Raw genomic sequence first — 26,524 nt, forward strand, 5'->3', positions numbered from 1 at the left:
TACGGAGGCGGGCATGGCAGAGAAACGCAAGCTGTTTGAAGAAGTGGGCGACAAGGCACAGGTGCCGGCCCGACCGTCAGGGGGCATGATCGACTCTGGCAAGCGCGGTGCGCGCGGGGCTGTGCGGCTATGGCTGATGCTTCTGTTTGCGCTTGTGGTTGTGATGATTGCCGTCGGCGGGTTGACGCGGCTGACGGACAGCGGGTTGTCGATCACCGAATGGCGCCCCGTCACCGGCGCGCTGCCCCCGATGAACGCAGAGTCGTGGGCGGCCGAGTTCGAGAAATACAAACAGATCCCGGAATACCAGTTGCAGAACGCGGGCATGACCCTGTCCGAGTTCCAGTTCATCTATTGGTGGGAATGGGGCCACCGACAGCTGGGCCGGGTGATCGGTCTGGTTTGGGCGGTCGGTTTCTTCGGATTCCTTGCGGCTAGGGCGATCCCGCCTGGTTGGACTGGGCGGCTGCTGGGCCTTGGCGTGCTGGGCGGTTTGCAAGGGGCGATCGGCTGGTGGATGGTGTCATCCGGATTGGGCGGTGACCGGCTGGATGTCGCATCATACCGGTTGGCCACGCACCTTGGGCTTGCCTTTGTCATTCTCGGATTTATCGTGTGGTATGTGTACCGCTTGACCTATGAGGAACGCGCCCTGATGCAGGCGCGGCGCAGCGCCGAGCCAAAACTGTTTTCCATGTCCACCGGCTTGCTGCACTTCAGCTTTTTGCAGATCCTTCTGGGCGCACTGGTGGCTGGGATTGACGCGGGGCGCAGCTACAACGACTGGCCCATGATGGGCGGAGAGATTTTTCCGTCCAACGCGCTGGATCTGGAACCGCTGTGGCGCAATTTCTTCGAGAATGCGGGAATGGTGCAGTTCATCCACCGATTTGCAGGTTACCTGTTGCTGATCTTTGGCATTGTCGTCTGGCGGCGCGCGCGCCGGTCGCCAAACGGTGATACACGCTTTCGTTTCAATGCAGTCCTTGCTGCCTTGCTCCTGCAGGTTGCGCTAGGTATCGTCACGGTTGTGTATTCGGCACCGTGGCAGATTGCCATCCTGCATCAGTTGGGGGCAGTCGCGCTATGGGCATTGATCTTGCGGGCGCGCTTTGCCGCGCGATACCCCGCACCACAAAGTGTAAGAGGGACGTCCTGAATGGGTGTGTATGAAGAGTTGATGGCGTTCCAGCGCGATACAGAGGCGTTGGCGCAGGTTGCGGGGCGTCTGAGCTGGGACCAGGAAACCATGATGCCGCGCGGCGCGGCAGACCAGCGTAGTGACGAACGAGCAGCGATGGAGGCGGTGCTGCACCAGCGCCGGACAGATCCGCGTGTGGGTGACTGGCTGGCCGCGATTGCCGAAGACGAGCTGGACGCGGTGGCCCGTGCGCAGCTGCGCCACATCCGCCGCAGCCATGAACGCGCCGTGCGCGTCCCCGAACGGCTGGCGTCCGAAATCGCGCGACTGGTCAGCCGCAGTCATGTGATTTGGGCCGAGTCGCGCGCAGATGACGATTTTGCAGGCTTTGCACCTGTCCTGAAAGAGGTGATCGCCCTGCGTCAGGAAGAGGGCGCGGCACTGGCGGCTGGGGGCGATGTCTACGACGCGCTGCTGGAAGATTACGAACCGGGCGCCAAGGCCGCAGACCTAGAGGCGATGTTTGGCGCATTGCGGCCGCGTCTGGTTGCGCTCCGCGAGGCGGTGCTGGCGAAGCCGCAGCCCCAAGGTCTGTCCGGCACGTTTGACGAAGGTGGCCAGATGAAACTGGCGCGCCTGCTGGCCAAGACCTTTGGCTATGACATGAAACGCGGCCGCGTGGACAAGGCGGTGCATCCGTTCAGTTCTGGCTCTGGTGACGATGTTCGGATCACCACACGCACCATGCCGTTGGAGCCGTTCAACTGTTTCTATTCGACCATCCATGAGGTCGGACACGGCTGCTATGAGCAAAACATCGACACGCAGTACCGGCTGACGCCGCTGGGGGCAGGGGTGTCGATGGGCGTGCACGAAAGCCAGAGCCGCATCTATGAAAACCAACTGGGCCGCTCCCGTGCTTTCACCGGGTGGTTGTACCGCCAGATGCGCGACACCTTTGGCAACTTTGGCATCACGGATGAGGACGGCTTTTATGCCGCCGTCAATCAGGTTCGGAACGGCTATATCCGCACCGAGGCGGATGAGCTGCAATACAACCTGCACGTCCTATTGCGGTTTGATCTGGAGCGAGCGTTGATCTCTGGCGATCTGCTGGTCGATGATCTGGAGGCGGCGTGGAACGACCGGTTCAAGGCCGACTTTGGCTTTGCGGTGGACAAACCTTCGGACGGGGTGTTGCAGGATGTGCATTGGTCTGCAGGGCTGTTTGGCTATTTCCCGACCTATTCCATGGGCAATGTCTACGCCGGGTGCCTCTACAAAGCATTGCGGGATGCGGTTACCGATCTCGACGCGCAATTGGCTCAGGGCGATACTTCGGCCGCGACGGGCTGGTTGAAGGAGAACCTGCAACAGTACGGCGGGTTGTATACGCCGCGCGAAGTGATTGAAAAGGCCAGCGGCCGGGCGCCCACCGAAGCGCCGTTGCTGGACTATCTCGAAGAGAAATTCTCGGCGCTGTACGGGTTGTAAAGGGTACAAGCCCCTAAAAAGGGTAACAGCGCCGCGATACGGCGCTGTTGTTCTTTGCCTGTAACCGTTCTGTTGTTCTTTGCCTGTAACCGTTACCGCCAATCCGCCTCTCAGCTCTCTGGGTAGATGTAGCTTTTGCGCGCGTCTTCCAACGCGGACAGGCTGCGGTTGATGGCCGGTATGGCCCGGTTGATCAATTGTGCCACCTGCGGCGCCAGCGACGCGCGCGCCGAGGGACCGCTGGCCTGGATCATCAGGGTGTAGGCTTTGTCGAAATCATCGGACTGGCTGCGATAGACCTCTGCCAGGGCCCTGGATTCGGCCAACAGGCTGGCGCGGCCCGGTTCGGGGTCCTTGTCCGCAAGACGACTGATCAAGGCCCCCAGTTCATCCGCGCGTGTGACCATGCTGCTGGCGCAAGTCTCACTGAAGGAGATCGCGACATTGTCGGTGGTCGACGCCTCCGCGTATTGACCAGTGGTCAGCCCCACGAACCAATCCGAACAATCGCGCGACCGGCTATCAAGGCCGTTGATGGCCTTGACCAGTTTGTTCGAATCGGCCTTTCGGACATTCTGGGCCTCGATGCGTTGGTTCTGTTGATACCGATCATACCGAGCGTAGAAGAAAACGACACCAACGCCAAAGGCAACAAAGGCCAGAACAATAGATAGAATACGCATCGAAAGCCTGTTTTTCCTGTTTGATTAATCCTGTTCCGGGGCTGCGGTATCCCCGTCCTCATCCTCGTCGCCCTGATCGGCGATCCAGGCGACGGACACCACGGTTTCACCCGCCCCGGTGTTGAACACCTTCACACCGCCAGCGCTGCGTGACCGGAATGAAATCCCATCAACGGGCACACGGATCGACTGTCCCGTTGAAGTGGCCAGCATGATCTGGTCGTCCATTTCGACCGGGAAAGAGGCCACGATTTCGCCCCCGCGCATGGATTTCTCCCATGCGGTGACACCCATACCGCCGCGTCCGCGGACCGGGTAATCGTGGCTGGACGACAGTTTGCCGAGGCCCTTGGCAGTGATCGTCAGCAGCAGGTTTTCCGCCGCGGACATCTGGGCATAGCGCTCTGGCGGCAACTGGCTGTTGGCGTTGCCTTCTTCTTCGTCGGGTGTTTCCGCATCGTCAGCCAGCCCGGCCATGGCGCGGCGCATCTTGAGGTAAGAGGCGCGTTCATCGGACTCGGCCTCAAAGTGCCGGATCACCGACATGGACACAACTTCGTCGCCATTGGATAGGCGCACGCCACGCACCCCGGTGGAGTTGCGCGAGTTGAACACCCGCACCTCTGGCACCGGAAAACGGATCGCGCGGCCCGAGTTGGTCACCAGCATCACGTCGTCATCCTCAGAGCAGATGCGCGCGTTGATCAGGCGGGTGTTCTCATCATCCCCCTCGAACTTCATCGCGATCTTGCCGTTACGTTTGACGTTCGTGAAATCCGACAGAAGGTTGCGCCGGACGGACCCCTTGGAGGTCGCAAAGACGATTTGCAGATCGTCCCAGTCCTCTTCGGGGCGGTCCACAGGCATGATCGCCGCAATGGACACCCCTGTCGGGATCGGCAGGATATTGACGATGGCCTTGCCCTTGGACGTGCGTCCGCCCAGCGGCAGGCGCCATGTCTTGAGCTTGTAGGCCATGCCATCGGTGGTGAAGAACAGCAGTTGCGTATGCGTGTTCGCGACAAACAGAGTGGTGACCACGTCGTCATCTTTGGTCGCCATGCCCGACAGGCCCTTGCCCCCGCGTTTCTGCGCGCGGAAATCGGCCAGAGCGGTCCGTTTGATATAGCCGGACTGGGTGACGGTGACGACCATGTCCTCACGTTCGATCAGGTCTTCGTCTTCCAGATCACCGGCCCAATCAATGATCTGGGTGCGGCGGGGAACGGCGAATTCCTCACGGATGGCGCGCATTTCGTCGCCGATGATCGACATGATGCGATCCCGTGACGACAGGATTTCGAGGTAGTCCTTGATCTTGCCGGCAAGGTCTTCCAGCTCATCCGTGACTTCCTTGACGCCCAGTTGGGTCAGGCGTTGTAGTCGCAGTTCAAGGATAGCACGGGCCTGTGTTTCGGACAGGTTGTAGGTGCCGTCCTCATTGGCCTTGTGGGTCGGATCGTCGATCAGTGCGATATAGGGCAGGATCTCTCCGGCGGGCCAGCGCCGTTCCATAAGGCGGGTGCGCGCCTCGGCGGCATCGGCAGAGGAGCGGATGGTGGCGACCACCTCATCGACGTTTGAGACCGCAACCGCCAAACCGCACAAGACATGCGAACGTTCGCGTGCCTTGCGCAGCAGATAGGCGGTGCGGCGCGCCACAACCTCCTCTCGGAAGTCAATGAAAGCGCTCAGAAAACCATAAAGCGTCAGTTGCTCGGGCTTGCCGCCGTTCAGTGCCAGCATGTTACAGGCAAAGCTGACCTGCATGGGCGTGAACCGGTACAACTGGTTCATCACCACCTCGCCGGTGGCATCGCGCTTCAGCTCGATCACGACGCGTACGCCGTCGCGGTCGGATTCGTCCTGAACGTGGGCTATGCCCTCGATCTTTTTGTCGCGGGCCGCCTCGGCGATGCGTTCGATCATCGTCGCCTTGTTGACCTGATAGGGGATCTCATCAATGACGATGGCGTAGCGGTCTTTGCGGATCTCTTCGATCCGGGTCTTGGCGCGGATGATGACGCTGCCACGCCCCTCAAGATACGCCTTGCGCGCGCCAGAGCGGCCAAGGATTACGCCGCCGGTCGGGAAATCCGGGGCAGGGATGTATTCGATCAATTCTTCGATCGACAGATCCGGGTTTTCGATCAGCGCCAGCGTCGCGTCGATCACTTCACCCAGATTGTGCGGCGGAATGCGGGTCGCCATACCGACGGCGATGCCCTCGGCACCGTTGACCAGAACGTTGGGATAGCGCGCGGGCAGGACCGTGGGTTCCCGTTCCTTGCCGTCATAGTTGTCCTGAAAATCAACGGTGTCTTTGTCGATATCGGTCAGCAGGGCCAATGCGGATTTCGCCAGACGGGATTCCGTGTAGCGCATCGCCGCCGGGCTATCGCCGTCCATCGAGCCAAAGTTGCCCTGACCATCGATCAGCGGCAGGCTCATGGAAAAATCCTGCGCCATGCGGACCAGCGCGTCATAGATCGCGCTATCACCGTGCGGGTGATAGTTACCCATCACCTCACCAACTGATTTCGCGGACTTCCGATAGCTTTTGTCGGGCGTGTAACCGCCGTCAAACATGGCATACAGGATGCGCCGGTGCACAGGTTTTAGGCCATCGCGCAAATCGGGAATCGCACGGCTCACGATCACGCTCATCGCGTAGTCGAGATAGCTGACCTTCATCTCGTCTTCGATAGAGATCGAAGGGCCGCGATAGACGGGGCGCATTTCGTCTTCGTTTTCAGGGGGTTCTGGCGTGTCGTTCACGAAATGAGCCTGCTGGTTGTTCTGCCATATCTTGTTGAGGCGCTTATATCAGAGACTATCTGTAGGGTGCAATGGCAGCGCGATGGGCGGACATTGGCAGCCACCGAGAGACAGTGCTAACATGCTGTTTTTATTGAAAAGTAAAGATTTGCTTGGCAAGATTTATCGGCGATCTGACAACACGAGGTAAAACCGATGCAGGAGTCTGAAACAGAGCTGATGCTCAAGGGCTACGGGCTAACCACGGCAGAGTTCTTCTACCACATGCCCGACTACGCGCATGTCCTCAATACCTTCATCTGGCAGGAGTACGATCTTGCACCAGATCACCCCAAACTCTTTGAGTTCATCGAATTCTGGCACGATGAGATTGAGGGATCGTTGCATTCCGTCCGGTTCACCCATCGCAAGATGATCTCGGCCGGGGAATGGCGCAATATGGTGGGAGAGTTCCGCTATCACTGAGACGCGCGGCGGATAAATGTAGGCGACAGAGAGGTTGGACCCCTCTGTCGCGGGTCAGATCAGGGAATGATCCGGGTGTATTTCACGCCTTCCAGCGTTGCGCCGACGCGCAGGCCGGCCTGACCGAAGATCACCGCGATCACGGGGGCCAGCGACGTGGTGGTTTCCGCCGCCAGCGTCTCTCCGCGTTCAAGCACCGCGTATTCGAGGTTCGCGCCCGCCGCAAAGCCGGGCGACCGGCGGAAGTTTTGCAATGCGTCGTTGGTCATGAAGAACAGGACATGCGAATACTGCTGAGCGCCGATCTGAAGGCCACCGCTGGCCTTGGCGACAGAGTAATAGTCCACCGTCGCGCCGCCGACACGCAGCGCGCCACGACCGTAACCGCCGCCAAATCCCAGTCCCGCCTCGGTTACTACCGGCATGACCAGCATGCCTACGGATTTCCCGGAAAGATCGCGGGTCGCGGGATAGTCACTGTACAGTCTGGACAGCGTCTGATCGACACGGGCGTCGATACGCGCGTCGCCATTGCTGCCTACGCCGTTGCATGCGCCCAGCAGGGCAGTTGCGCCCAAGCCAAAGGTCACGTTTCGTCTGGTGAGTGTCATCGGTCCGCCTGTTCTTTGAAATGCCTCATGGTCCGGCTTTTTGCCGGTTGGGGCGCAATATAGTTGGAGAGACAAGGGTTGTCACGACATCTTGTGTTTTCTCGGCGGCGCTTTGCCACGCGGCGATCAGCCGTTCAACAAACGCGCCGCAGCGGGGGCGAAATAGGTCAGGACCCCATCACATCCCGCACGTTTGAAACTGGTCAGGCTTTCCATCATAGCCTTGTCGCCGTCGATCCAGCCGCGTTCCCCTGCGCCCGCAATCATCGCGTATTCTCCGGACACCTGATAGGCAAAGGTTGGAGCGCCGAACATCTCATGCGCGCGGCGGCAGATGTCCAGATAGGGCATCCCCGGTTTGACCATGATCATGTCCGCGCCTTCGGCTAGATCGCGTGCAATCAGGCGCATCGCCTCATCTGAATTGCCGGGGTCTTGCTGATAGGTCTTCTTGTCGCCTTGCAAGGCACCGCTGGCACCCACTGCATCGCGAAACGGCCCGTAAAAGGCCGAGGCGTATTTGGCCGCATAGCTGAGCAACAGCACGTTTTGATGCCCAGCACCCTCTAGTGCGCTGCGCAATGCGCCGATGCGGCCATCCATCATATCGGACGGCCCGATGATGTCCGCGCCCGCGTCTGCCTGGCTGAGGGCCTGCTTTACCAGTGCCTCGACCGTGCGATCATTGACGATCTCGCCCGCCTCGACAAAGCCGTCATGCCCGTTGATATTGTAAGGGTCCAGCGCCACGTCGGTCATGATGGCGATATCCGGCACCGCCTGCTTGATCGCGCGCGTAGCGCGGTTAGACAGGTTGTCAGGGTTCCATGCCTCGGCGCAATCTTCTGTCTTCAGCGCGGGATCAGTGTAGGGAAACAGGCAGATCGCCGGGATGCCCAAGGCATGTGCCTCTGTAGCGGCCTCCACCACCTTGTCCACGGACAGGCGGTTGACGCCAGGCATGGAGGCGATGGGTTCAACCACGCCCTCACCATCGCGCACAAAAACCGGCCAGATGAAATCCGCGGGGCTGATCGTGGTTTCCTGCACCAGAGCGCGAATGGCGGGCGTGCGGCGCAGACGGCGCAGGCGGGTGGCGGGGTAGGGGGCAAGCGTCGGCTGCATCTGTGTGGTCCTTCTCAGCGTTACCTTTGGGTGACACGGAAAAACGCAGGCGACAAGCCCATTGCAGACCCGGCAGGTGCAGGCCATAAGCGGACCGCTGGGAACAAAACAACCGGGAAGAGAACAGGCATTGGACTGGTACAGCACCGTTTTCGAAGTCATCGACATGCGGTCCTTTTCGAACCTCTGGTTCTGGGTCATGCTGGCGGTGCTGTGGTCGTCGACCAGCCACTGGGTGCTGGGCGTGCCCTATGACATGGTGGCACGCGCGCGTCGTGCGGGCGGGCAGGCGTCGCAGGATCTAGAGGATCTGGTGCGGATCAACACCAACCGGCTGCTGTTCATCGTCGAGGAATCGGGGCTGTGGATCGTGGCGATCGGCTCTGCCTTTCTCAGCGGGACAGCCATCCTTGGCTTTTTTTACTGGGTAGAGTTCGCGCAGGCCGTTTTCATGTTGGCCTTTCCGATGATGTTTGTCGGGCTGCTCAGCATCAGTTCGGCCCGGCGCATTCAGGCAGGTGAGAACGCGGGTGAGGCGCTGTGGCGGCGGTTGCGCCTACACCGGATGCTGACGCAGTTCATCGGTGTCGTGTCGATTTTTTGCACCGCGCTGTGGGGCATGTACATGAACCTGACGGTTCTTGCCTTCTGATCGTATCGGTTTGATCCGGCCTGTGCGCGGTTGACGCGGCGCGCCCGGCGCGCCATTTGAGCCATCATGACAGAACATCGTATCATCATGGGCGGCGCGCCCGAGGGCTATGACGCCCGTCTGGTGCTGCGTGAGGTGGCGCGGGCCAAAGGTCCGGTGATCCACATCGCGCGCGACGACAAACGGCTGGCGGCCATGCGCGATGCGCTGACCTTCTTTGCGCCCGACATGCCGGTGATGGTGTTTCCCGCCTGGGACTGCCTGCCCTATGACCGGGTGTCGCCCAATGCCGATATCTCGGCCGCGCGCATGGCGACGTTGGCGACCCTGGTGCATGGCGGGCCGACGCATTTTGTCTTGCTGACGACGCTCTCGGCGGCGATGCAGTACCTGCCCGCCCGCGACGTTCTGCGCGAGGCGGCCTTTACCGCGCGGGTCGGTGACCGGGTGGACGAGGCCGGGCTGCGCGCCTTTTTGGTACGCATGGGATTCAGTCAGGCACCCACGGTCACGGAACCCGGTGACTACGCGGTGCGCGGCGGCATCATCGATATCTTTCCGCCGGGGGACGGCGGGCCGGTGCGTTTGGATTTCTTCGGTGATGTGCTGGACGGAGCACGGCGGTTCGATCCGGCGTCGCAGCGGACGACGGAAAAGCTGGACGTGGTGGAACTGGCGCCCGTGTCCGAGGTGATCCTAGACGAGGCGGCGATCACGCGGTTCCGCCAGAATTACCGGATCGAATTCGGTGCGGCGGGCACCGATGATCCGCTGTATGAGGCGGTTAGTGCTGGTCGCAAGCATCAGGGTGTCGAACACTGGTTGCCGTTCTTCCATCAGCGGCTGGAAACTTTGTTCGACTATCTGCCCGGCGCGCCGGTTGTGCTGGACGATCAACTGACGCCTTCGCGCCTGTCGCGCTGGGACAGCATCGCCGATCAGTTCGATGCACGCCGACACGCCATGAGCCAGAAAAAGTCTCTGGGCAGCACGGTTTACAAGCCGATCCCGCCCGGATCCCTTTATTTGGACGATGATGCATGGTCTGCCGCCCTTGGTGCGCGGCGCGAGGTGCAGTTTCATCCGCTGCCACAGGCCACTGGCCCCGGTGTCGTGGACGCAGGCGGGCGTATCGGGCGGAATTTCTCGCCTGAGCGGCAACAAGAAAACATCAGCCTTTTTAGTGCCTTGGCTGCCCATGTTAAGGCGAGATTGCAGGACGGACCGGTTGTTATCGCCTCCTATTCCGAAGGCGCGCGCGAACGCCTGACGGGCCTGATTGAGGACGAGGGGCTGGCCGAGGCGATCCCCGTTACCAACGGCACCCGGATTGGCAAGCGCGGGCTGCATCTGGCGGTCTGGCCTTTGGAGGCGGGCTTTGTCGCCCCTTGGGAGACGGGGGACGACAAGGTGCGCCTGACGGTCATTTCCGAACAGGACGTGCTGGGCGACCGCCTTATTCGGCAGCCCAAGAAACGCCGCAAGGCCGAGAACTTCCTGACTGAACATCAATCGCTGTCACCCGGCGATCTGGTAGTCCATGTCGACCACGGTATCGGCCGGTATCTGGGGATGGAGGTGGTCACCGCAGCAGGGGCAGCGCATGAATGCCTACTACTGGAATATGCTGAAAGTTCAAAGCTGTATCTGCCGGTCGAGAACATCGAACTGTTGTCCAAATACGGTCACGAAGAGGGCCTGCTGGACAAGCTGGGCGGCGGCGCGTGGCAGGCCAAAAAGGCCAAGCTGAAGGAACGCATCCGCGAGATGGCGGATCGCCTGATCCGCATCGCTGCCGAACGTGCCTTGCGCAAAGCCCCGATCATGGACCCGCCACCGGGCGCGTTTGAGTCCTTTTCCGCGCGCTTTCCCTATCAAGAGACGGATGACCAGCTAAAGGCCATCGAAGATGTCATGGAGGACATGCATTCCGGCCAGCCGATGGACCGCCTGATCTGTGGCGACGTGGGCTTTGGCAAGACAGAGGTCGCCATGCGCGCCGCCTTTGTGGCGGCCATGTCCGGCGTACAGGTCGCTGTGATAGCACCGACTACGCTGCTGGCACGCCAGCACTACAACAGCTTTGCCGAACGGTTCCGCGGCTTTCCCGTGCAGGTGTCGCCCTTGTCGCGTTTTGTCGGCACAAAACAGGCGGCACTGACCCGTGAGGGCATTTCCAAGGGCACCGTGGACATTGCGGTCGGCACCCATGCGCTGCTGGCCAAGGGCATCCGGTTCAACAACCTTGGCCTGTTGATCATTGATGAAGAGCAGCGCTTTGGCGTCCAGCACAAGGAACGGCTAAAGCAACTGCGGTCGGACATTCACGTCCTGACCCTGACCGCGACTCCGATCCCGCGCACACTGCAACTGTCGCTGACCGGGGTGCGCGATCTGTCGATTATCGGCACGCCGCCCGTGGACCGTCTGTCGATCCGTACCTACGTCAGTGAATTTGACCCGGTGACGATCCGTGAGGGCCTGTTGCGCGAACACTATCGCGGCGGCCAGTCCTTCTTTGTGGTGCCGCGCCTGACCGACCTGCCAGAGGTCGAGGAGTTCCTGAAGGAACAAGTGCCGGAAGTGTCCTATGTCGTCGCCCACGGCCAAATGGCAGCGGGGGACCTGGACGACCGCATGAACGCCTTTTATGACGGCAAATACGATGTGCTGGTGGCGACAACCATCGTGGAATCCGGTCTGGACATCCCCACCGCCAACACCATGGTGGTGCACCGGGCCGACATGTTCGGCCTCAGCCAGCTGTACCAGATCCGGGGCCGTGTGGGCCGGTCCAAGACCCGCGCCTATGCCTATCTGACGACCAAACCGCGCGCCAAGCTGACCACCACCGCAGAAAAGCGTCTGCGCTTGCTGGGCAGTCTGGATACGTTGGGGGCGGGCTTCACTCTTGCCTCGCAGGATCTGGATATTCGCGGCGCGGGCAATCTGCTGGGTGAAGAACAGTCCGGCCAGATGCGTGACGTGGGCTACGAGTTGTACCAGTCGATGCTGGAAGAGGCGATTGCCAAGATCCGCGCCGGAGAGATGGAGGGTCTGTCAGAGGCCGACGATCAATGGGCGCCTCAGATCAATCTGGGCGTGCCGGTGCTGATCCCTGAGACGTTTGTGCCAGATCTGGACGTGCGCCTTGGTCTGTACCGTCGCCTGTCCTCGCTGACCACAAAGGTCGAGCTAGAGGGCTTTGCCGCCGAGTTGATCGACCGTTTCGGCAAGCTGCCGCGGGAGGTAAACACCTTGTTGCTGGTGGTGCGGATCAAGGCGATGTGCAAACGCGCCGGGATCGCCAAACTGGACGGCGGGCCAAAGGGGGCGACGATCCAGTTCCACAACGACAAATTCGCCTCGCCCGAGGGACTTGTGGCCTTCATCACCGCGCAGGACGGGCAGGCGCGCGTCAAGGACAACAAGATCGTGGTGCGGCGCGAGTGGAAACGCGACAAGGACAAGATCCAGGGGGCCTTTGCCATCGCCCGCGATCTTGCCGAGCACGCCGGTGTCCTGAAAAAACGCAAGGCGACAACCTGATCCGAACCGCACGAATTGCCCATAGTCACACTGGTGAATTGAACCCATGATTGAGAATTGTGCCTGTTAATTGTGCAATAACCGGGTCACATATAGGTGTGATCGAGCCTTCGATTTACTTATCTCATTTTGATTTAGTCTAAGGGTTCGGCATCCTCTCGATGCATCTCCTTCTGGTTGAATGCGTCCCTGACGATCGACTGGCGTGCCACGAAGGTGCCACTATAGAACCAAAGTCGTAGAAATGCCTGTGGATCACGGGTACAGCGTCCCAAACCTCGTTACTAATGGTTAATCAAAGGTTAATCAAAGGTTAACGGAGGTGTGAGATCAATCTGTCTTGAAGACTAATTCGTCTGTTTTGCTTCGCATTTTCTGAAAGGCTTGATTTCGACACAATTGGGACAAGAATTTGGTCCAATCGGGTCGCAACCTGAAATTGTTTTTAGGTGCGCCGAGGAAATTGAAATCATGCTGGATGATAGAAACAGAGCCAAGAAGATTATTTCTTCGGAAGAGGGTAGTTCAACAGTAGAGTTCGCTATCCTTTTTCCTGCGTTCATCACCTTGATAACTGGATGCTGCTGGTTGGCGCTATATGCGGTAGTCGCCGGAAATGTACAGCAAATGACATATGAGGTGGCGCGACAGACACTCCAGTTTCGCGTCGATCCGAGCGTCTCACCAGATCTGTGTCAACACATCGGCGATGTTGTCGTGCCTGCGATGGCCGAGTCCTTTTCCGCCATTGACCCGGCCCGGATCTCTGCGGTTCGATGCGCACCTGCGAGCCAGCCAGGTTGGACCGAGTTGACCCTTGTCTACAACGGAGCAGGGCATGGGTTCTCACCCTTGTTGCGTGCCATGAACAACGGCTCCGAAGAAATCGTCGGTCGTGCCCTGATCATGGGTGGGTGATATGTTCCGGACCAATGATACTGGATCGATCACGGCGGCTTTTGTCCTAATCCTGCCCGCCCTTCTTATCGGGGCCGCCGTGGCTCTGGATCTGCTTATGTTGAATGTGCATCGCAGTCACGTTCAGGCACAGGCCGATTTTTCTGCGCTAGAGGCTGTCAGGTTTGTTTCTGACGAGGATCAGGCCTTTGCCCAAGCCACGGAATCCGTAGCTTTGAATGACCAGTTTGTGGCGCGAGCCCTGACCCGGCAGCAGGTGACACTGGGCAGATACCACGACGGCGTCTTCGTCCCCAAAGTGGCTGGCGGCCCGCGGTCCAATGCGGCACAGGTGCAGGCGGTGTCAGATTCTTTCATGAGTGTCAGTGCTCTGTTGGGGCGGGGGCGTGACTCGGTGATCCAGCGGGACGCGGTGGCGGCGGTGCATGACAGTGTCAGCTTTGCGCTGTCGAATTGCCTCGTATCCCTCAACCTGTTCAACGGAATTCTGCGACCTTTCCTTGGCGCCGAGACGGATGTGATCTGTTCAGATGGCGTCCTGCGGCTGAAGGTCGATGCCTTGCTGGAAACCCTGTCCGCCGATCTGGATGCGCCTATGACCTATGGCGAAGTGTTGAATTCGGACATCGCTCTGAACACGCTCTGGTCTGCGGCCCTCGGTGTTTCGGTCGATGCGCCCCAAGGTTCGGTGCGGCTGGGCGATCTGATCCATCTTGACGATGCCGACCGCCGGACCCGCCTTGGCGTACGTTTGCCAGGTGGCACTGTATCGGGATCGGACCTGATTATGGGATCGCTGGAACTGTTTGGCGAACATGCGGTCGATCTGGATCTCAAGGCGGATCTTGGTCCGCTGGCCCAAGTTCCGATCAGCCTGACGGTGGTCGAGCCGCGCCGGATTGTCACAAATGTCGAACCGGGTAGTCCCGAAGCCTATGCAGAAACAGCTCAGATCCGTCTGGGGGTCAACGGGTTGGATCTGCTGGGGCTGGTCAGGCTGAGTCTGGAATTGGAGATCGCCCGCGCCAGCGCGCGCCTGAGTGACGAGGCAACCATGTGTACACCCGGTGACGACTCCGAGGTTGTGGTGTTCAATCCCGTCACGGCGGGTCTTCTGGAACTGAAGGTCGAGCTGTCGGTGTTGGGGCTGACGATTTCCGACACCATTGACCTGGTAGATACCGGCCCGCTTCGAGTCGGATTCAGCGCCGACGACGTGGCGCAGCAACGCTCGAAAGAGTTTTCGCCACGGTTGGAAGGGGTGCTGGACGACACCGCCGACGAAGTGGTCGGATTGCTGGATCAACTGCCGCTTTCGGGGCTGACCAGACCGCTGGGCGGGTTGTTAGGTGGGGTGGTTGGCGCGGTCTCGCCGCTGGATGAGCTTTTGGGCGCGATCGTGCACGATTTTGTCGGGCTGGCCATCGCACCTGCGACGCTGACGGTCTACGACGCCGAATGCAGTATCCGTCTGGTGCAATAGAAACAGGTCCGTGGTGTATGGATCTGGATAAGAGGCCGGGCTTTGGCGCCCGGCCTCTTTCTGTTCAGGTGTGCCGCCCAGTTCCCGCCAGGAAGGGGGACAGGCAGGTCAGCATAAGCCGCCTCAGGCCCGCCGACGCCGTCCGCCGGTACGGCCGGCGCGGCCACGGCCCTCATGTCCGGCCTTGGGCGGCTGGCGGTTGAACTCGATCCAGGCGGCGCCGCCGTCGTCCTGGTTCATCAAAAAGTTGGCGGCGCGGATAGCCTCCATTTCCTTGCCGGGACGGGCGCTGGTGCTGCCCATGCCGAACAGCGTGACAAAGGTTTTATCGTCGATATCCTCGGGCAGGATGATGCCCGCGGCGGCGATCTCTGCCTTTTTCTCGGCGATCTTGGCGGCGTTGATTGGCAGAGCGACCGGGTTCATGATCGCCGATGTCATGCCTGCGCCCATCGCCATCGGCAAAAAAGCGTTGTTGATGCCGTGCCGGTTGGGTAGGCCAAAGCTGATGTTCGAGGCGCCGCAGGTGGTGTTCACGCCCAGTTCATCCCGCAACCGGCGCACAAGGGTAAACACCTGATGCCCGGCTGTCGCCATGGCCCCGATGGGCATGACCAGCGGATCGACCACGATGTCATGCGCGGGAATGCCAAAGTCGGCGGCCCGCTCGACGATCTTCTTTGCCACGGCAAAGCGCACTTCGGGATCTTCAGAAATACCAGTGTCATCGTTCGAGATCGCCACCACGGGCACGTTGTATTTCTTGACCAGCGGAAGCACCAGTTCAAGGCGCTCTTCCTCGCCGGTGACAGAGTTCAGCAGCGGGCGGCCCTCTGCGGCGGCCAAACCGTTTTCCAACGCGCCGGGCACCGAACTGTCGATGCACAGCGGCGTGTCCACGACCTTTTGAACCACCTCGACCAGTTGCTTCATCAGCGTCGGCTCGACAAAGTTGTTGTCGGCGTAACGCGGATCTTCGGCCATCTTGTTCGAGAACACGGCACCCGAATTGATGTCCAGAATGCTGGCCCCGGCGGCGGCCTGCGCAATGGCGTCAGCCTCCACCCGGCTGAAATCACCGGCCTCCAGTTCGACGTTCAGGATCTTGCGGCCGGTTGGGTTGATCCGCTCACCGATCACGCAGAATGGCTCATCAAAGCCGATGACGGCGGTTTTGGTTTTCGATTCGACGATGGTGCGGGTCATGACACGTCTTCTCCTGTCAGGCGGTCGAGCGCGTGCTCAAGCGCGGGGTCGTTGAAATCTGCTAGCGTCAACTGCGCGCCATGCTGGCGCAGATCTGCATCGGTAAGTCCGGACCGCAATCCAACGGCAAATGCGCCCGAAGCTGCGGCGGCCCGCATTCCCGAGGGGCTGTCCTCAAACGCGATGGCACGATGCGCCGGGACGTTCAAGGCGCGCAATGCGGCCAGATAGGGTTCCGGGTCCGGTTTGCCGCGCACGCATTCCTCACCGATGATCATCGTGTCGAACGCGTCGCGCAGGCCGATGGCCCGCAACATGGCCTCTGCGTTGTTGCGGTTTGCGTTGGTGACAATGGCAACCGCCCAACCCGCGTCTTTGGCCCGGGCCACGAGTTGCTCTACTCCGGGCATGGCGGGGTAGGGGGTTGGCAGGCGTTCCCGAAACAGCGCTTCCTTGTGATCGGACAGCCCTTGTGGGTTTTCCAAATCGGGAAGGAACTCGGCAAAGAAATCCACGTTCAGCCGTCCGTGGACGTGCTTCATGTAGAACTCTTCGGTGATCTCGATGCCGTAGGGCGCCATGAGATCAACGAAAACCTCCCGGTGAAGGTCATCGGTCATCAACATGGTGCCGTCCAGATCGAACAGCAATGCGGGTTTGGTCATACTTTAGCCGTGCGCCGCTGCAGGGCGGGCCGCGACACCACCGTTGGAGATGGCCCATTCCGCGTTGGACTTGATGCCGCCCAGCGGGAAGAAATGCACCTGCTCAATGTTGAAATCTGGATTGGCGGCCTTGTGCGCGGCAAGCTGTTCCAGAACCTCTGTCGGCTCATAAGGCAGCAGAAGTTTGGTCACGTCCATGGCGCGTTTCTGCAGGACCTTGAGCGAGGGGCCGACACCGCAGGCGATGGCGAACTTGATCAGCGTTTGCAGCTTGGCGGGACCGGCGATGCCGATGTGGATGGGCAAGTGGATGCCCTCGGCTGTCAGACGATCGGCCCATTTGATGATCGGCCCGGCGTCAAAGGCGAACTGGGTGGCCAGCGCCATTTGCGCGTCGGTCCGGTCAGAAAATGCCTGCTTCCAGCGCAGCGCTTGCATCACCATCGCATCGCCGCCATCGGCGTCGATGTCGCGGTTGCCTTCGGGATGGCCAGCAACGTGCAGCCGTTTGAACCCGGCCATGTCGAATAACCCGGTTTCCATCAATTGCATGGAACTGTCGAAATCGCCGTGCGGGGTTGTTACGCCACCGGCCAGCAGCAGCGCCTGATCAACGCCAGCCTCGCCCTGATACATGGCGATCCAGTTTTCCAGCGTGGCGGCATCCTTGATGATGCGGGCGGGAAAGTGCGGCATGACCTTGTAGCCATCCGACGAAAGGCGCTTGGCGGTGCTGACCATTTCCTCAATCGGGGTGCCCTCGATATGGGCGATGTAGACGCGTGTACCCTCGGGCAAAAGCGCGCGGAAATCCTCGACCTTGGCGGCGGTGCGGGGCATCACCTCGATCGAGTATCCGTCCATGAATGCCTCAAGATCGGGGTTCCCGGTACGCGGGGCCGCATCGCGTTTACGGAAATTCAACAGCGCCATCAGCGTCTCCTTCAGGGTCATTGCGGCGGCGGGTCTCAGGCCCAACCGTCGTTGGCGATCAGCGCCTTGATGCGCTCATGGTCGAATTCGGCGTCCAGACGGGCGGCAGCGGCATTGGCGGCCTCCTGCATGTCGCCCTCAACTGTGCCCGATGCCACTTTGTGCCATTCAGCAAGATAGGCATCGGTTTCGGCCGCCCCCGTCTTCATTGCGGCGCGGTCGATGGCTTGCTCAAACCGTTCGGGCAGCTGGACCTTCGCGCCGCGACGGCCTTTGCCCACAATGACCTGTGCAGGAATATCGCGCCAGTAGACGATGGTCAGTTCTGCCATGGGTTCGATTCCCTCTGTGCCTTGGAGACTCTTTACGCGTGGTGCGACGCGGCGACGGGTCGGTTTTCGACGTGTCCCGCGTCATGCGCGACAGCTTATGCGTTCGGGGCGCGGGTTCCAACCGTCCACAGGACCAGAAGTTCTCACGAAAGACATGAGGAACATTAACGTATCTGACGGACGGCTGCGGTCCGGCGTTGCGTCACCCCGTCAGACCCGGAGTCATGATGCTTGCGCGTTGCCGGAACGGCGCGTATCGTTGTGGGTAACTTAATATCGGAAAAGGCGCAAAACCATGGCGCCCAAGCGTCCCAAGGCTGCGGGCGCTTTCCCGAAACCGGTCGAGAGCCCCGCGCCGTCACGACCCGATCCCAACGCGCTGTATGCCGCGCTGGATTTGGGGACAAACAGTTGCCGCATGCTGATTGCCCAGCCAAAGGGCAGCCAGTTCCACGTGGTCGACAGCTTCTCTAAGTCAGTCCAGCTTGGACATGGCCTTGAGAAGTCTGGCCGTCTGAGCCGGTCGTCCATGGGGCGAACCGTCTCAGCTTTGCATGTCTGCCGTCAAAAGATCGAACGCCACAAGGTGACACGGATGCGTCTGGTGGCGACAGAGGCATGCCGCCGCGCGCGCAATGCGCGTGATTTCATCCATCATGTCAGCCGTGAAACGGGCCTGAAGCTGGAAATCATCCAGCCTGAGGAAGAGGCGCGTCTGGCGGTGATTTCCTGCGCGCCGCTGGTCTCGACCAAGACCGAACAACTGCTTGTGGTGGACATCGGCGGCGGGTCGACCGAACTGGTCTGGATTGACCTGTCCAAGGTCGCCCCGCGCGAAAGACCGCGCGCCATCATGCGCCTGCACGCCGGGTTTCATCCCCCCGACAGCCCGTTCCCATCTGCCAAGGTGGTGGATTGGATCAGTGTGCCGTTGGGGGTTGCCACTCTGCGCGATCAGTTTTCCGATGTGCATGACGATGCGGCGCGCTATGCGCTGATGAGCTGGTACTTTGAGGAGAACCTTGCAGAGTTTGCCCCCTATCAGGACGAACAGGCGCGCGAAGGGTTCCAGATTGTCGGCACCTCCGGCACGGTCACAACCGTGGCGGCGTCCCATCTGGGTTTGCGCCGCTATGACCGGACCAAAGTGGACGGGCTGCGCATGTCATCGGATCAGATCGACACGGTGGTCAATCGCTATCTGGAACTGGGCCCGGCAGGGCGGCGGCGCGATCCGCGCATCGGGCCAGATAGGCATGCGCTGATCATGTCAGGTTCGGCGATCTTGCAAGCGTTGTTGCGTCTGTGGCCGACGGATCGGTTGTCGGTGGCCGACCGGGGGCTACGCGAGGGATTGCTGTATGCGCAGATGTCGGCGGATGGAGTGCTGGAGGACGGGCCGCTGTGACGGCCCGCCCTTGCGGGTGATCAGGCGGTTGTGCGCTTCAACAGGGTAAAACCGCCAAAGACCATGCGTTTACCATCAAAAGGCATCTCGAAGGGGCTGTCGTCCGACATCATCTTGGCCCAGCCCGCATCGCGCGCCTCTTTCGACGGCCAGATCACATAGCCTGACGCCACGCTTTCGCCCTCTTGCAGCTTGACCGCCAGCGGGAGCGAGGTCAGCTCGCCATCGGGCACGTCCTCGGCCCAGAGATCGACAGTTTCGATCGCGCCAAGGTCGATGAACATCTTGTGCATTGGGATCAGAAACGCCTCATAATCGGCGCGTCTGGCGTCCTCCACAGGCGCAAGAAACAGGTCATAATATGGCATTGGTCGCTCCTGGATAAATCTGTGGCCAAGGGTGCGCGGGGCAGGCGCAATTTGCAACGGCAATGTCGCACCTCCATATCCGGGTTCCGGCTGGATCGACTTTGGCGTATGGCGGTAGGATCAAGAAAAGGCAGTTGTGGCATGGCGAAGAAACCCACAAAGACGCCCTCCGGCAAGAATACGTCCGGGCGCGGGCAACGCGACCTCAAGGTCAAGGTCAAGACAGCGCGCGGGCGCAAGCTGTCCTCGACCCTTTGGTTGCAACGGCAGTTGAATGATCCTTACGTCAAGCGCGCCAAGGAAGAGGGCTATCGCGGGCGCGCGGCGTTCAAGATCCTTGAGACTGACGACAAGTACCGCTTTCTCGTGCCCGGCGCGCGGGTTGTGGATCTGGGCTGTGCGCCGGGGGGCTGGTGTCAGGTGGCTGTGCCGCGCGTGAACGCGCTTGGTGAGAAACAGGGCAAGGCAAAGGGTTTTGTCCTAGGCATCGATCTGCAGGTGGTGGATCAGATCCCCGGCGCGGAACTGCATGTGCTGGATTTCATGGCGGATGGTGCCGACGACAAGGTCAAGGCCTGGCTGGGCGGCAAGGCCGATGTGGTCATGTCGGACATGGCGGCGGCCTCTTCGGGGCACAAGCAAACCGATCACCTGCGGATCATCGCGCTGTGCGAGGCGGCAGCCTATCTGGCCTTTGATGTGCTTGAAGAGGGCGGCACCTTTGTCGCCAAAGTGCTGCAGGGTGGTGCCGAAGGGACGCTTCAGGCGGAACTGAAACGGCGCTTTGAAAAGGTCTCAAACTTCAAACCGGGTGCGAGCCGCGCCGATTCAAGCGAAAAATTCGTTGTCGCCACGGGGTTTCGCGGCTGAGTGAGGCAATGGCCGCGCCTTGCAGGCGGGCGGTTTCAGCCTCCGTCAGCGCAGCGTCGGTTGGGCGGGATCTGTGCGGATCGTCAGAGGGCGTAGCCTCCTGACGGTACAGATCGAACAGCCGCGCGTGCCGCGACTTGCGCAATAGCGCAGGGGTCTGGTCAGTGTCTTGCATCGTGGCCTTTCGCTTGGCAGCGGCCTTGACCGGGCAGACATCCCGGCCAATGAGCTATTTCTTGCAATGTTTGATACGCAAAAACAAGGGGAACGGCGTCATTTGAGGGATTGACCCGCGCCGCCGTTGCCGTCTGGATAGGCGTGAAACGGGGAGGGAAAGATGACGGTGATCCTGTGTTACGGCGACAGCAATACCCACGGGACATGTCCCTTGCCCGCGCCCGGCGTCGACCTGCGCCACCCGCCGGGGGCTCGCTGGCCCGATGTGATGGCGGCCGCACTGGGACCGGACCACCGCGTCATTGATGAGGGCCTGCCGGGGCGCACGACCGTGCATGACGATATGGTCGAGGGCGGCATGCGCAACGGGGCGACAGTTTTGCCAGCGGTTTTGCACAGCCATAAACCGATAGATCTGATGGTTCTGATGCTGGGCACCAATGACCTCAAGACCCGGTTTTCCGTCAGCGCATGGGAAATTGCCCGGTCGGTCGAACGGCTGGCGCTGATGGCGCGCGCCGAGGGCGTGGTGCGTGACATCCTATTGGTGGCTCCGGCACCAGTGCGCGAAATCGGCAGCTTGGCCGAGGTGTACGCCGGGGCAGAGGCACGGCAACGCGGATTGGACGGGTTCCTTGCGGCGGCCGCCCAAAAGCAGGGTTTTGGTTTTGTGTCCGCCGGAGATCACGTTGCGGTGTCCGACGTGGACGGGGTGCATTGGGCACCGGAAGATCACCACCGATTTGGCGCTGCAATGGCCCGTGTCGTGGTGGAGCGATCGGCGTGAAGCACCTGATCGCGGTACTGCTGCTGGCGGGCTGCGCTACAGTGCCCGACCTGACAAAACTGCCCTTACGCAATCCCACCGCACCTGTCGCCTCGCAGACCGATGCCACGCTGGCGCGGCTGGACGGCGAGTGGCGGGTTGTTCAGGCGGCAGGGATCGCGCCGGGGGCGCGGTTGCGCTTTGGCGCGGATCAGGCAGTTCTGGCAGGGCAGGCGGTGCCGCTGTCGGATCAGGGGCGCGGGCGCCTGTTACTGGGGGGCAACCCGGTCTGGATTTACTGGATCGATGCCGACAACCGCACCGCCGCCATGGGCGATCCGGACGGGCAGCGGGTCTGGATCATGGACCGGACAGGCCGCCCCGGTGAACGTCTGCGCATCGCGCGTGAGATCCTGCAGTGGTACGGCTATGATCTGACCCGGCTGGAGGCGACATGACCCGTGTATTGATCACCGCTGGGGCCGCCGGACTGGGACGCACCATGGCCGAGGGCTGTCTGGACCGCGGTGACCGCGTGGCGGTTTGCGACGTCGATGCACAGGCTGTGGCCGAGTTTGCCAAGGCCAACCCGGATGCCATCGCGCAAGTTGTCGATGTCACGGATGAAACTGGCATGGCGCGCTTTCTTGACCATGTCGAACAGGTCTTTGGCGGCATCGATGTTGTTTGCGCCAATGCGGGCACGGGCGGTCCCGCAGGCCGGATTGAAACGCTGGATCTGGACGCTTGGCGCGACTGTATCGACGTGAACCTAACCGGAGCCTTTCTGACCTGCCGCTGGGCGGCGCGCCTGATGCGGGCACAGAACAGCGGTGTGATTGTGCTGACCAGCTCGACCGCCGGTCTGTTCGGATATCCGTTGCGTGCGCCCTATGCGGCCGCGAAATGGGCCATCGTGGGTCTGACCAAGACGCTGGCCATGGAACTGGGGCCAGCGGGCGTGCGCGTCAACGCGATCTGCCCCGGTGCCGTCGAAGGCGACCGAATGGACCGGGTTGTGGCGATGGAAAGCGCGGCCTCGGGTCTGACAGAGGACGCTGTGCGCGCGCAATACGTCAAAGGCGTATCGCTGCGCAGCTGGGTCACGGCCGAGGAGGTGACTGAGACGATGCTGTGGCTGACCTCACCCGCGGCGCGCAAGATTTCCGGCCAGATCATCGCGATCGACGGGCATACCGAAACACTGGTGCCGTGACGGGTTCTGCATGATCAACCGCCCTTTCTGCCGGGTGTGCTGGCGCGTAGACTGCAATTTGGGCGCACTGTCATCGCAATGAAGGAGAGGCAAGTGGCTAGACGGGCAGCGATCATTGGTGGCGGCGTCATTGGCGGCGGCTGGGCGGCGCGCTTTGCGCTCATGGGCTGGGAGGTGCGGGTGTTCGACCCGGACCCCGAGGCAAAACGCAAGATCTCTGAGGTCGTGGCGGGGGCGGCGCGGGCGTTGCCGATGCTCTATGAAACGTCGATGCCGCCATTGGGGTCTATCAGTTTTCACGCCACCGTCGCCGAGGCGGTCGAGGGGGCGGACTACATCCAGGAAAGCGTGCCAGAGCGGCTGGATCTGAAGCACAAGGTCTACGCCGAGATCCAGAAAACCGCCTCTGACAGCGCGGTTCTGGCCTCGTCTACCAGCGGGTTCAAGCCCTCGGAGTTGCAAGAGGGCGCCGCGCGGCCCGGTCAGATCATAGTCGCGCATCCGTTCAACCCGGTCTACTTGCTGCCACTGGTGGAACTGGTGCCGGGGCCGCAGGGCGCACCGGAAATTGTCACGACCGCGCGCAGTATCCTGACAGAGATCGGCATGTTCCCTCTGCATGTCCGGGCGGAGATCGACGCCCATATTGCCGACCGTTTCCTAGAGGCGGTCTGGCGTGAGGCGCTGTGGCTGGTCAAGGACGGCATCGCCACAACCGAAGAAATCGATAACGCGATCCGCTATGGCTTTGGCCTGCGTTGGGCCCAGATGGGCCTGTTTGAGACGTACCGCGTGGCGGGCGGTGAGGCGGGGATGCGGCACTTCATGGCGCAGTTCGGGCCGGCGCTTGAATGGCCATGGACCAAGCTGATGGATGTCCCCGAGTTCACAGATGAGCTGGTTGACCTGATCGCTGGGCAATCCGACGCACAATCCGGCCACTTGTCGATCCGTGCGCTGGAACGGCTGCGGGATGACAACCTTGTGGCGATCCTGCGTGCATTGAAGGGACAAGAAGCAGGTGCAGGCAAGTTGATTGCGGATCATGACGCGCAGATGCGCGCGCCATTGGAAGGGTCTGTGCCGTTGGTTACGGTACGCCGCGTCGTACCGGTGGACTGGACTGACGTGAACGGCCACATGAATGAAGGGCGGTATGGGCAGGTCTTTTCGGACGCCAGCGAAGAACTGATGATTCATGTCGGCGCTGACCGGGCCTATATCGACGCGGGCCACAGTTATTTCACCGCTGAAGCCAACGTTAAGTATCTATCGGAAACCCATGCAGGAGAAACGATTTTTGTAGAAACCAAGGTGCTTTTGGGTGAGGGCAAAAAACTGCGCCTTTGGCATGAAATGAAACGCGCACAGGACGGCGAACTGCTGGCAACCTGTGATCAGTTCCTGCTACATGTTTCATTGGACACCCGGCGGAGTTGCCCGCCACTGAATCACGTCCGTGACCGGGTTGAACATTTGGCGCGGATGCACGCCGAGGCGTGAGAGAATTCCCTCTCATCTGTCTCGGCGTTATCAGACGAATTAGAGACAGGGGAAACGATGGACGATCGGCGCTTTCTGACAGAATTATTTGAAACAGCTGTTGCGGCGGCTGATCCGCTGAAGGCGCTTGAAGGTGTTCTGCCAGACAAGCCGAAAGGGCGGACCATTGTCGTGGCTCTTGGCAAAGGGGCGGCGCAACTGGCGGCGGCTTTTGAGACGCTCTGGGACGCACCGGTCGAGGGGGTGGTCGTGACGCGGTATGGGTATGCTGCGCCTTGTCGGCATCTGCCGGTGCTAGAGGCGTCCCATCCTGTGCCGGACGCCTCCGGGATGCGGGCCAGTGCGGCTGTGATGCAGGCGGTTTCCGGCCTGACAGAGGATGATCTGGTCGTCGCGCTGGTCTGTGGCGGTGGGTCGGCCCTGCTGCCTGCCCCGCCAGAGGGAATGACGCTTGAAGACGAACAGGCGTTGAACCGTGCGCTGTTGGCCTCTGGTGCGCCTATCGGGGTGATGAACGCCATTCGCAAACATGTGAGCACGATAAAAGGCGGGCGCTTGGCAGCGGCGGCTTTTCCTGCGCGGGTGGTTTCGCTGGTCGTATCGGATGTGCCGGGGGACGATCCGGCGCAGGTGGCGTCGGGCCCGACGGTCCCTGACAGTGTAACCCGCAGTGATGCACTGGCGATGATTGAGGCGAGAAATATCAAGATACCTGAAGGGATTATGGCGCATATTTCACGTGACGAGTGCGCCGCGCCCACCCCTGCGGACCCAGTTTTTTCCCGCAATGAAGTCCGAGTTATCGCCTCGGCCCGTCTGTCGTTGGAGGCGGCGGCGGCCCGTGTTGAGGCGCAGGGGATAAATGCGGCGATCCTGTCGGACGCCATTGAAGGCGAAGCCTATGACGTGGGACGTGTCCACGCGGCGCTGGCAAGCGAAGTCGCCCTGCGCGGCCGCCCCTTCACCGCCCCCGTGGTGATCCTTTCCGGGGGGGAGACAACGGTCACTCTGGGGGCGAAACCCGGGCGTGGCGGGCGCAACACGGCGTTCCTGATGGGATTGGCCGAGGGGCTAGAGGGCGTTTGCGGGGTCACCGCCTTGGCCGCCGACACCGATGGGATTGACGGCACCGAAGATAACGCGGGTGCTTTTGTCGACGGCGGCAGTTTCGACCGGTTGCGCGGCCTTGGGCAGGATCCGATGGGATTTGTGCAGCGACAAGACCCTTATAGCGCCTTTGAGGTACTAGGGGACATTTACGCGCCCGGTCCGACGGGGACAAACGTGAATGATTTCAGGGCGATATTGATTAATCCTCAGACGTAGTCATAGCCTAGGCGAGCTTCTGTCGCCAGATCCAGAGTTTGCCGCAAGAACGCCAGGTCGGGGTCTGACAACGCCTTGGGCGTGTCGGGCCGCGTCTCTACCGCTGGCTGAAACTTGGAACCAAGCCGCTTGTGCACTGGACGCAATTCGCCGTCACGGGGCGGCAAGCCCAGCCCTGCGTGGACCGCATCCAGAAACGCCTCGGGTGCGGCCTGTACTGACTCCAGACGGCACAAGACCACGGTACACCCCCGGCGGTAATGGGACAGCAGTCCCTGCAATTTCGCGCGTCGGAGGGTAAGGAGGTTGGGAAAGGCCTGTCCGGTGATCGGATGGCGGTCATGCTGTAGGGGCTGGCCCAATCCGCCGTGTTCGGCGACCTGCGGAAAATACCGTTTGCGGTCCGCCACAGTGCGCCACGGAGCCCGGATAAAGTCCGCAAAGTCCATGGCTTGCATTGCGGGTGGGCAGTGCCAAGGCTTGGCATGCATGGACAGGGCCCAACTGCGGGCGTCGCGCAGGGTGCAGACGACCGCAAGATCCTTGGGGATTGCAGTCATCAGGGGAAACCCGTGTTTCCAGCCAAAATCCTCGACCGGCTTGAGCGGAGAGTTGCGGCCCAGAAGGCGCTTGATGAAATTGGTCCCCGAAGAGCGCTCTCCAAAAACCTGAAAGCGGGTTGGCGGGCCGTGGGGCCGGGTGACCTGCCAGCCGATATCGCGAAATTCGGGATCGATCATGGGTTTGACTGCCTGTTTTCCAACAAGGTAGCGGCAAGACTTTCAAAATGCGATTCCCGAGTTGCACGGCCTGGGGTAGGCTGGCGACAAAACAACAGACGAAGAGGCCAGAGCA

At 61.0% G+C, this 26,524-nt stretch carries 24 protein-coding genes; 14 read left to right on the plus strand and 10 right to left on the minus strand.

What is annotated here, in order from left to right:
• Positions 1-13 precede the first annotated feature (13 nt).
• Both ctaA and ANTHELSMS3_RS15665 read left to right on the plus strand, forming a co-directional pair.
• Positions 14-1,159, plus strand: a complete 1,146-nt coding sequence (gene ctaA, locus ANTHELSMS3_RS15660; RefSeq protein WP_094035686.1) for a heme A synthase — start codon at positions 14-16, stop codon at positions 1,157-1,159.
• Entirely contained in the window at positions 1,160-2,635 is a 1,476-nt protein-coding gene (locus tag ANTHELSMS3_RS15665; protein WP_094035687.1) for a carboxypeptidase M32, read from the plus strand.
• A 110-nt stretch (positions 2,636-2,745) separates the two neighbouring features.
• Here the strand turns inward: ANTHELSMS3_RS15665 and ANTHELSMS3_RS15670 are convergent, their stop codons facing one another.
• Both ANTHELSMS3_RS15670 and gyrA read right to left on the minus strand, forming a co-directional pair.
• The gene (locus ANTHELSMS3_RS15670) at positions 2,746-3,318 is read right to left on the minus strand and encodes a hypothetical protein (RefSeq protein ID WP_094035688.1); all 573 of its coding nucleotides are present in this window, start codon (positions 3,316-3,318) and stop codon (positions 2,746-2,748) included.
• 24 nt (positions 3,319-3,342) lie between these two features.
• On the minus strand, positions 3,343-6,096 hold the full coding sequence (gene gyrA, locus ANTHELSMS3_RS15675) for a DNA gyrase subunit A (RefSeq protein WP_094035689.1): 2,754 nt from the start codon (positions 6,094-6,096) through the stop codon (positions 3,343-3,345).
• Positions 6,097-6,291: 195 nt separating this feature from the next.
• Between gyrA and ANTHELSMS3_RS15680 the strand changes: the two genes are divergently transcribed.
• Entirely contained in the window at positions 6,292-6,561 is a 270-nt protein-coding gene (locus ANTHELSMS3_RS15680; protein ID WP_094035690.1) for an usg protein, read from the plus strand.
• 59 nt (positions 6,562-6,620) lie between these two features.
• Here the strand turns inward: ANTHELSMS3_RS15680 and ANTHELSMS3_RS15685 are convergent, their stop codons facing one another.
• The gene (locus tag ANTHELSMS3_RS15685; RefSeq protein ID WP_094035691.1) at positions 6,621-7,172 is read right to left on the minus strand and encodes a YSC84-related protein; all 552 of its coding nucleotides are present in this window, start codon (positions 7,170-7,172) and stop codon (positions 6,621-6,623) included.
• Between the two features lie 126 nt (positions 7,173-7,298).
• Positions 7,299-8,297, minus strand: coding sequence for a porphobilinogen synthase (gene hemB, locus ANTHELSMS3_RS15690; RefSeq protein ID WP_094035692.1), 999 nt, complete (start codon positions 8,295-8,297; stop codon positions 7,299-7,301).
• Between the two features lie 130 nt (positions 8,298-8,427).
• On the opposite strand from hemB, the gene ANTHELSMS3_RS15695 reads away from it, so the two are divergent.
• From ANTHELSMS3_RS15695 to ANTHELSMS3_RS15710, 4 genes are all read left to right on the plus strand, one after another.
• Complete coding sequence (locus ANTHELSMS3_RS15695; RefSeq protein WP_094037169.1) at positions 8,428-8,949, plus strand: component of SufBCD complex; 522 nt, start codon at positions 8,428-8,430, stop codon at positions 8,947-8,949.
• Positions 8,950-9,015: 66 nt separating this feature from the next.
• Positions 9,016-12,498, plus strand: coding sequence for a transcription-repair coupling factor (gene mfd / locus ANTHELSMS3_RS15700; protein WP_094035693.1), 3,483 nt, complete (start codon positions 9,016-9,018; stop codon positions 12,496-12,498).
• A gap of 471 nt (positions 12,499-12,969) precedes the next feature.
• A complete protein-coding gene (locus tag ANTHELSMS3_RS15705) occupies positions 12,970-13,416 on the plus strand; it encodes a TadE family protein (RefSeq protein WP_157733533.1) in 447 nt (148 codons plus the stop codon).
• Position 13,417: 1 nt separating this feature from the next.
• Positions 13,418-14,899, plus strand: a complete 1,482-nt coding sequence (locus ANTHELSMS3_RS15710) for a hypothetical protein (RefSeq protein ID WP_094035695.1) — start codon at positions 13,418-13,420, stop codon at positions 14,897-14,899.
• Between the two features lie 123 nt (positions 14,900-15,022).
• On the opposite strand, the gene ANTHELSMS3_RS15715 is transcribed toward ANTHELSMS3_RS15710, so the two are convergent.
• Genes ANTHELSMS3_RS15715 through ANTHELSMS3_RS15730 form a run of 4 tightly spaced genes read right to left on the minus strand, consistent with a single transcriptional unit; the run spans position 15,023 to position 18,035 of the window.
• Positions 15,023-16,105, minus strand: coding sequence for a dihydropteroate synthase (locus tag ANTHELSMS3_RS15715; protein WP_094035696.1), 1,083 nt, complete (start codon positions 16,103-16,105; stop codon positions 15,023-15,025).
• Positions 16,102-16,770 (minus strand): HAD family hydrolase, encoded by a 669-nt coding sequence (locus ANTHELSMS3_RS15720; RefSeq protein WP_094035697.1) that lies wholly within the window; start codon positions 16,768-16,770, stop codon positions 16,102-16,104. Before ANTHELSMS3_RS15720 ends, ANTHELSMS3_RS15715 begins: the two co-directional genes overlap by 4 nt.
• Positions 16,771-16,773: 3 nt before the next feature.
• On the minus strand, positions 16,774-17,703 hold the full coding sequence (locus ANTHELSMS3_RS15725; RefSeq protein ID WP_094037170.1) for a 5,10-methylenetetrahydrofolate reductase: 930 nt from the start codon (positions 17,701-17,703) through the stop codon (positions 16,774-16,776).
• A 35-nt stretch (positions 17,704-17,738) separates the two neighbouring features.
• The gene (locus tag ANTHELSMS3_RS15730) at positions 17,739-18,035 is read right to left on the minus strand and encodes a virulence factor (RefSeq protein WP_089277672.1); all 297 of its coding nucleotides are present in this window, start codon (positions 18,033-18,035) and stop codon (positions 17,739-17,741) included.
• A 295-nt stretch (positions 18,036-18,330) separates the two neighbouring features.
• Here ANTHELSMS3_RS15730 and ANTHELSMS3_RS15735 point away from each other — a divergent pair, with 295 nt between their 5' ends.
• Positions 18,331-19,443 (plus strand): Ppx/GppA phosphatase family protein, encoded by a 1,113-nt coding sequence (locus ANTHELSMS3_RS15735; RefSeq protein ID WP_089277671.1) that lies wholly within the window; start codon positions 18,331-18,333, stop codon positions 19,441-19,443.
• Between the two features lie 20 nt (positions 19,444-19,463).
• On the opposite strand, the gene ANTHELSMS3_RS15740 is transcribed toward ANTHELSMS3_RS15735, so the two are convergent.
• Positions 19,464-19,811 (minus strand): DUF1428 domain-containing protein, encoded by a 348-nt coding sequence (locus tag ANTHELSMS3_RS15740; protein ID WP_094035698.1) that lies wholly within the window; start codon positions 19,809-19,811, stop codon positions 19,464-19,466.
• Positions 19,812-19,952: 141 nt separating this feature from the next.
• Between ANTHELSMS3_RS15740 and ANTHELSMS3_RS15745 the strand changes: the two genes are divergently transcribed.
• From ANTHELSMS3_RS15745 to ANTHELSMS3_RS15770, 6 genes are all read left to right on the plus strand, one after another.
• Positions 19,953-20,681 (plus strand): RlmE family RNA methyltransferase, encoded by a 729-nt coding sequence (locus ANTHELSMS3_RS15745; protein ID WP_094035699.1) that lies wholly within the window; start codon positions 19,953-19,955, stop codon positions 20,679-20,681.
• A 337-nt stretch (positions 20,682-21,018) separates the two neighbouring features.
• The gene (locus tag ANTHELSMS3_RS15750) at positions 21,019-21,645 is read left to right on the plus strand and encodes an SGNH/GDSL hydrolase family protein (protein ID WP_094035700.1); all 627 of its coding nucleotides are present in this window, start codon (positions 21,019-21,021) and stop codon (positions 21,643-21,645) included.
• Positions 21,642-22,082, plus strand: a complete 441-nt coding sequence (locus ANTHELSMS3_RS15755; protein ID WP_094035701.1) for a lipocalin family protein — start codon at positions 21,642-21,644, stop codon at positions 22,080-22,082. The genes ANTHELSMS3_RS15750 and ANTHELSMS3_RS15755 overlap by 4 nt, the downstream gene beginning before the upstream one ends.
• A complete protein-coding gene (locus ANTHELSMS3_RS15760) occupies positions 22,079-22,840 on the plus strand; it encodes an SDR family oxidoreductase (RefSeq protein ID WP_094035702.1) in 762 nt (253 codons plus the stop codon). The genes ANTHELSMS3_RS15755 and ANTHELSMS3_RS15760 overlap by 4 nt, the downstream gene beginning before the upstream one ends.
• Positions 22,841-22,933: 93 nt before the next feature.
• The gene (locus ANTHELSMS3_RS15765; RefSeq protein ID WP_094037171.1) at positions 22,934-24,343 is read left to right on the plus strand and encodes a carnitine 3-dehydrogenase; all 1,410 of its coding nucleotides are present in this window, start codon (positions 22,934-22,936) and stop codon (positions 24,341-24,343) included.
• Between the two features lie 57 nt (positions 24,344-24,400).
• The gene (locus tag ANTHELSMS3_RS15770) at positions 24,401-25,669 is read left to right on the plus strand and encodes a glycerate kinase type-2 family protein (protein WP_094035703.1); all 1,269 of its coding nucleotides are present in this window, start codon (positions 24,401-24,403) and stop codon (positions 25,667-25,669) included.
• Here the strand turns inward: ANTHELSMS3_RS15770 and ANTHELSMS3_RS15775 are convergent.
• Positions 25,660-26,409 carry a hypothetical protein gene (locus ANTHELSMS3_RS15775; protein WP_094035704.1) on the minus strand — a complete coding sequence of 250 codons (750 nt, stop codon included), beginning with the start codon at positions 26,407-26,409 and terminating at the stop codon, positions 25,660-25,662. The genes ANTHELSMS3_RS15770 and ANTHELSMS3_RS15775 overlap by 10 nt on opposite strands.
• Positions 26,410-26,524 lie beyond the last annotated feature (115 nt).

Source organism: Antarctobacter heliothermus, from assembly GCF_002237555.1.
Taxonomy (GTDB): domain Bacteria; phylum Pseudomonadota; class Alphaproteobacteria; order Rhodobacterales; family Rhodobacteraceae; genus Antarctobacter; species Antarctobacter heliothermus_B.

Bases quoted from the DNA above. Each gene is read 5' to 3' on its own strand.
- ctaA (WP_094035686.1), top strand. From the start codon at position 14: ATGGCAGAGAAACGCAAGCTGTTTGAAGAAGTGGGCGACAAGGCACAG.
- ANTHELSMS3_RS15740 (WP_094035698.1), bottom strand. From the start codon at position 19,811: ATGCCATATTATGACCTGTTTCTTGCGCCTGTGGAGGACGCCAGACGC.
- ANTHELSMS3_RS15775 (WP_094035704.1), bottom strand. From the start codon at position 26,409: ATGATCGATCCCGAATTTCGCGATATCGGCTGGCAGGTCACCCGGCCC.
- ANTHELSMS3_RS15745 (WP_094035699.1), top strand. From the start codon at position 19,953: ATGGCGAAGAAACCCACAAAGACGCCCTCCGGCAAGAATACGTCCGGG.
- ANTHELSMS3_RS15685 (WP_094035691.1), bottom strand. From the start codon at position 7,172: ATGACACTCACCAGACGAAACGTGACCTTTGGCTTGGGCGCAACTGCC.
- ANTHELSMS3_RS15770 (WP_094035703.1), top strand. From the start codon at position 24,401: ATGGACGATCGGCGCTTTCTGACAGAATTATTTGAAACAGCTGTTGCG.
- ANTHELSMS3_RS15750 (WP_094035700.1), top strand. From the start codon at position 21,019: ATGACGGTGATCCTGTGTTACGGCGACAGCAATACCCACGGGACATGT.
- hemB (WP_094035692.1), bottom strand. From the start codon at position 8,297: ATGCAGCCGACGCTTGCCCCCTACCCCGCCACCCGCCTGCGCCGTCTG.
- ANTHELSMS3_RS15710 (WP_094035695.1), top strand. From the start codon at position 13,418: ATGTTCCGGACCAATGATACTGGATCGATCACGGCGGCTTTTGTCCTA.
- ANTHELSMS3_RS15670 (WP_094035688.1), bottom strand. From the start codon at position 3,318: ATGCGTATTCTATCTATTGTTCTGGCCTTTGTTGCCTTTGGCGTTGGT.
- ANTHELSMS3_RS15735 (WP_089277671.1), top strand. From the start codon at position 18,331: ATGGCGCCCAAGCGTCCCAAGGCTGCGGGCGCTTTCCCGAAACCGGTC.
- ANTHELSMS3_RS15725 (WP_094037170.1), bottom strand. From the start codon at position 17,703: ATGGCGCTGTTGAATTTCCGTAAACGCGATGCGGCCCCGCGTACCGGG.
- ANTHELSMS3_RS15720 (WP_094035697.1), bottom strand. From the start codon at position 16,770: ATGACCAAACCCGCATTGCTGTTCGATCTGGACGGCACCATGTTGATG.
- ANTHELSMS3_RS15665 (WP_094035687.1), top strand. From the start codon at position 1,160: ATGGGTGTGTATGAAGAGTTGATGGCGTTCCAGCGCGATACAGAGGCG.
- ANTHELSMS3_RS15730 (WP_089277672.1), bottom strand. From the start codon at position 18,035: ATGGCAGAACTGACCATCGTCTACTGGCGCGATATTCCTGCACAGGTC.
- ANTHELSMS3_RS15715 (WP_094035696.1), bottom strand. From the start codon at position 16,105: ATGACCCGCACCATCGTCGAATCGAAAACCAAAACCGCCGTCATCGGC.
- ANTHELSMS3_RS15705 (WP_157733533.1), top strand. From the start codon at position 12,970: ATGCTGGATGATAGAAACAGAGCCAAGAAGATTATTTCTTCGGAAGAG.
- ANTHELSMS3_RS15680 (WP_094035690.1), top strand. From the start codon at position 6,292: ATGCAGGAGTCTGAAACAGAGCTGATGCTCAAGGGCTACGGGCTAACC.
- ANTHELSMS3_RS15760 (WP_094035702.1), top strand. From the start codon at position 22,079: ATGACCCGTGTATTGATCACCGCTGGGGCCGCCGGACTGGGACGCACC.
- mfd (WP_094035693.1), top strand. From the start codon at position 9,016: ATGACAGAACATCGTATCATCATGGGCGGCGCGCCCGAGGGCTATGAC.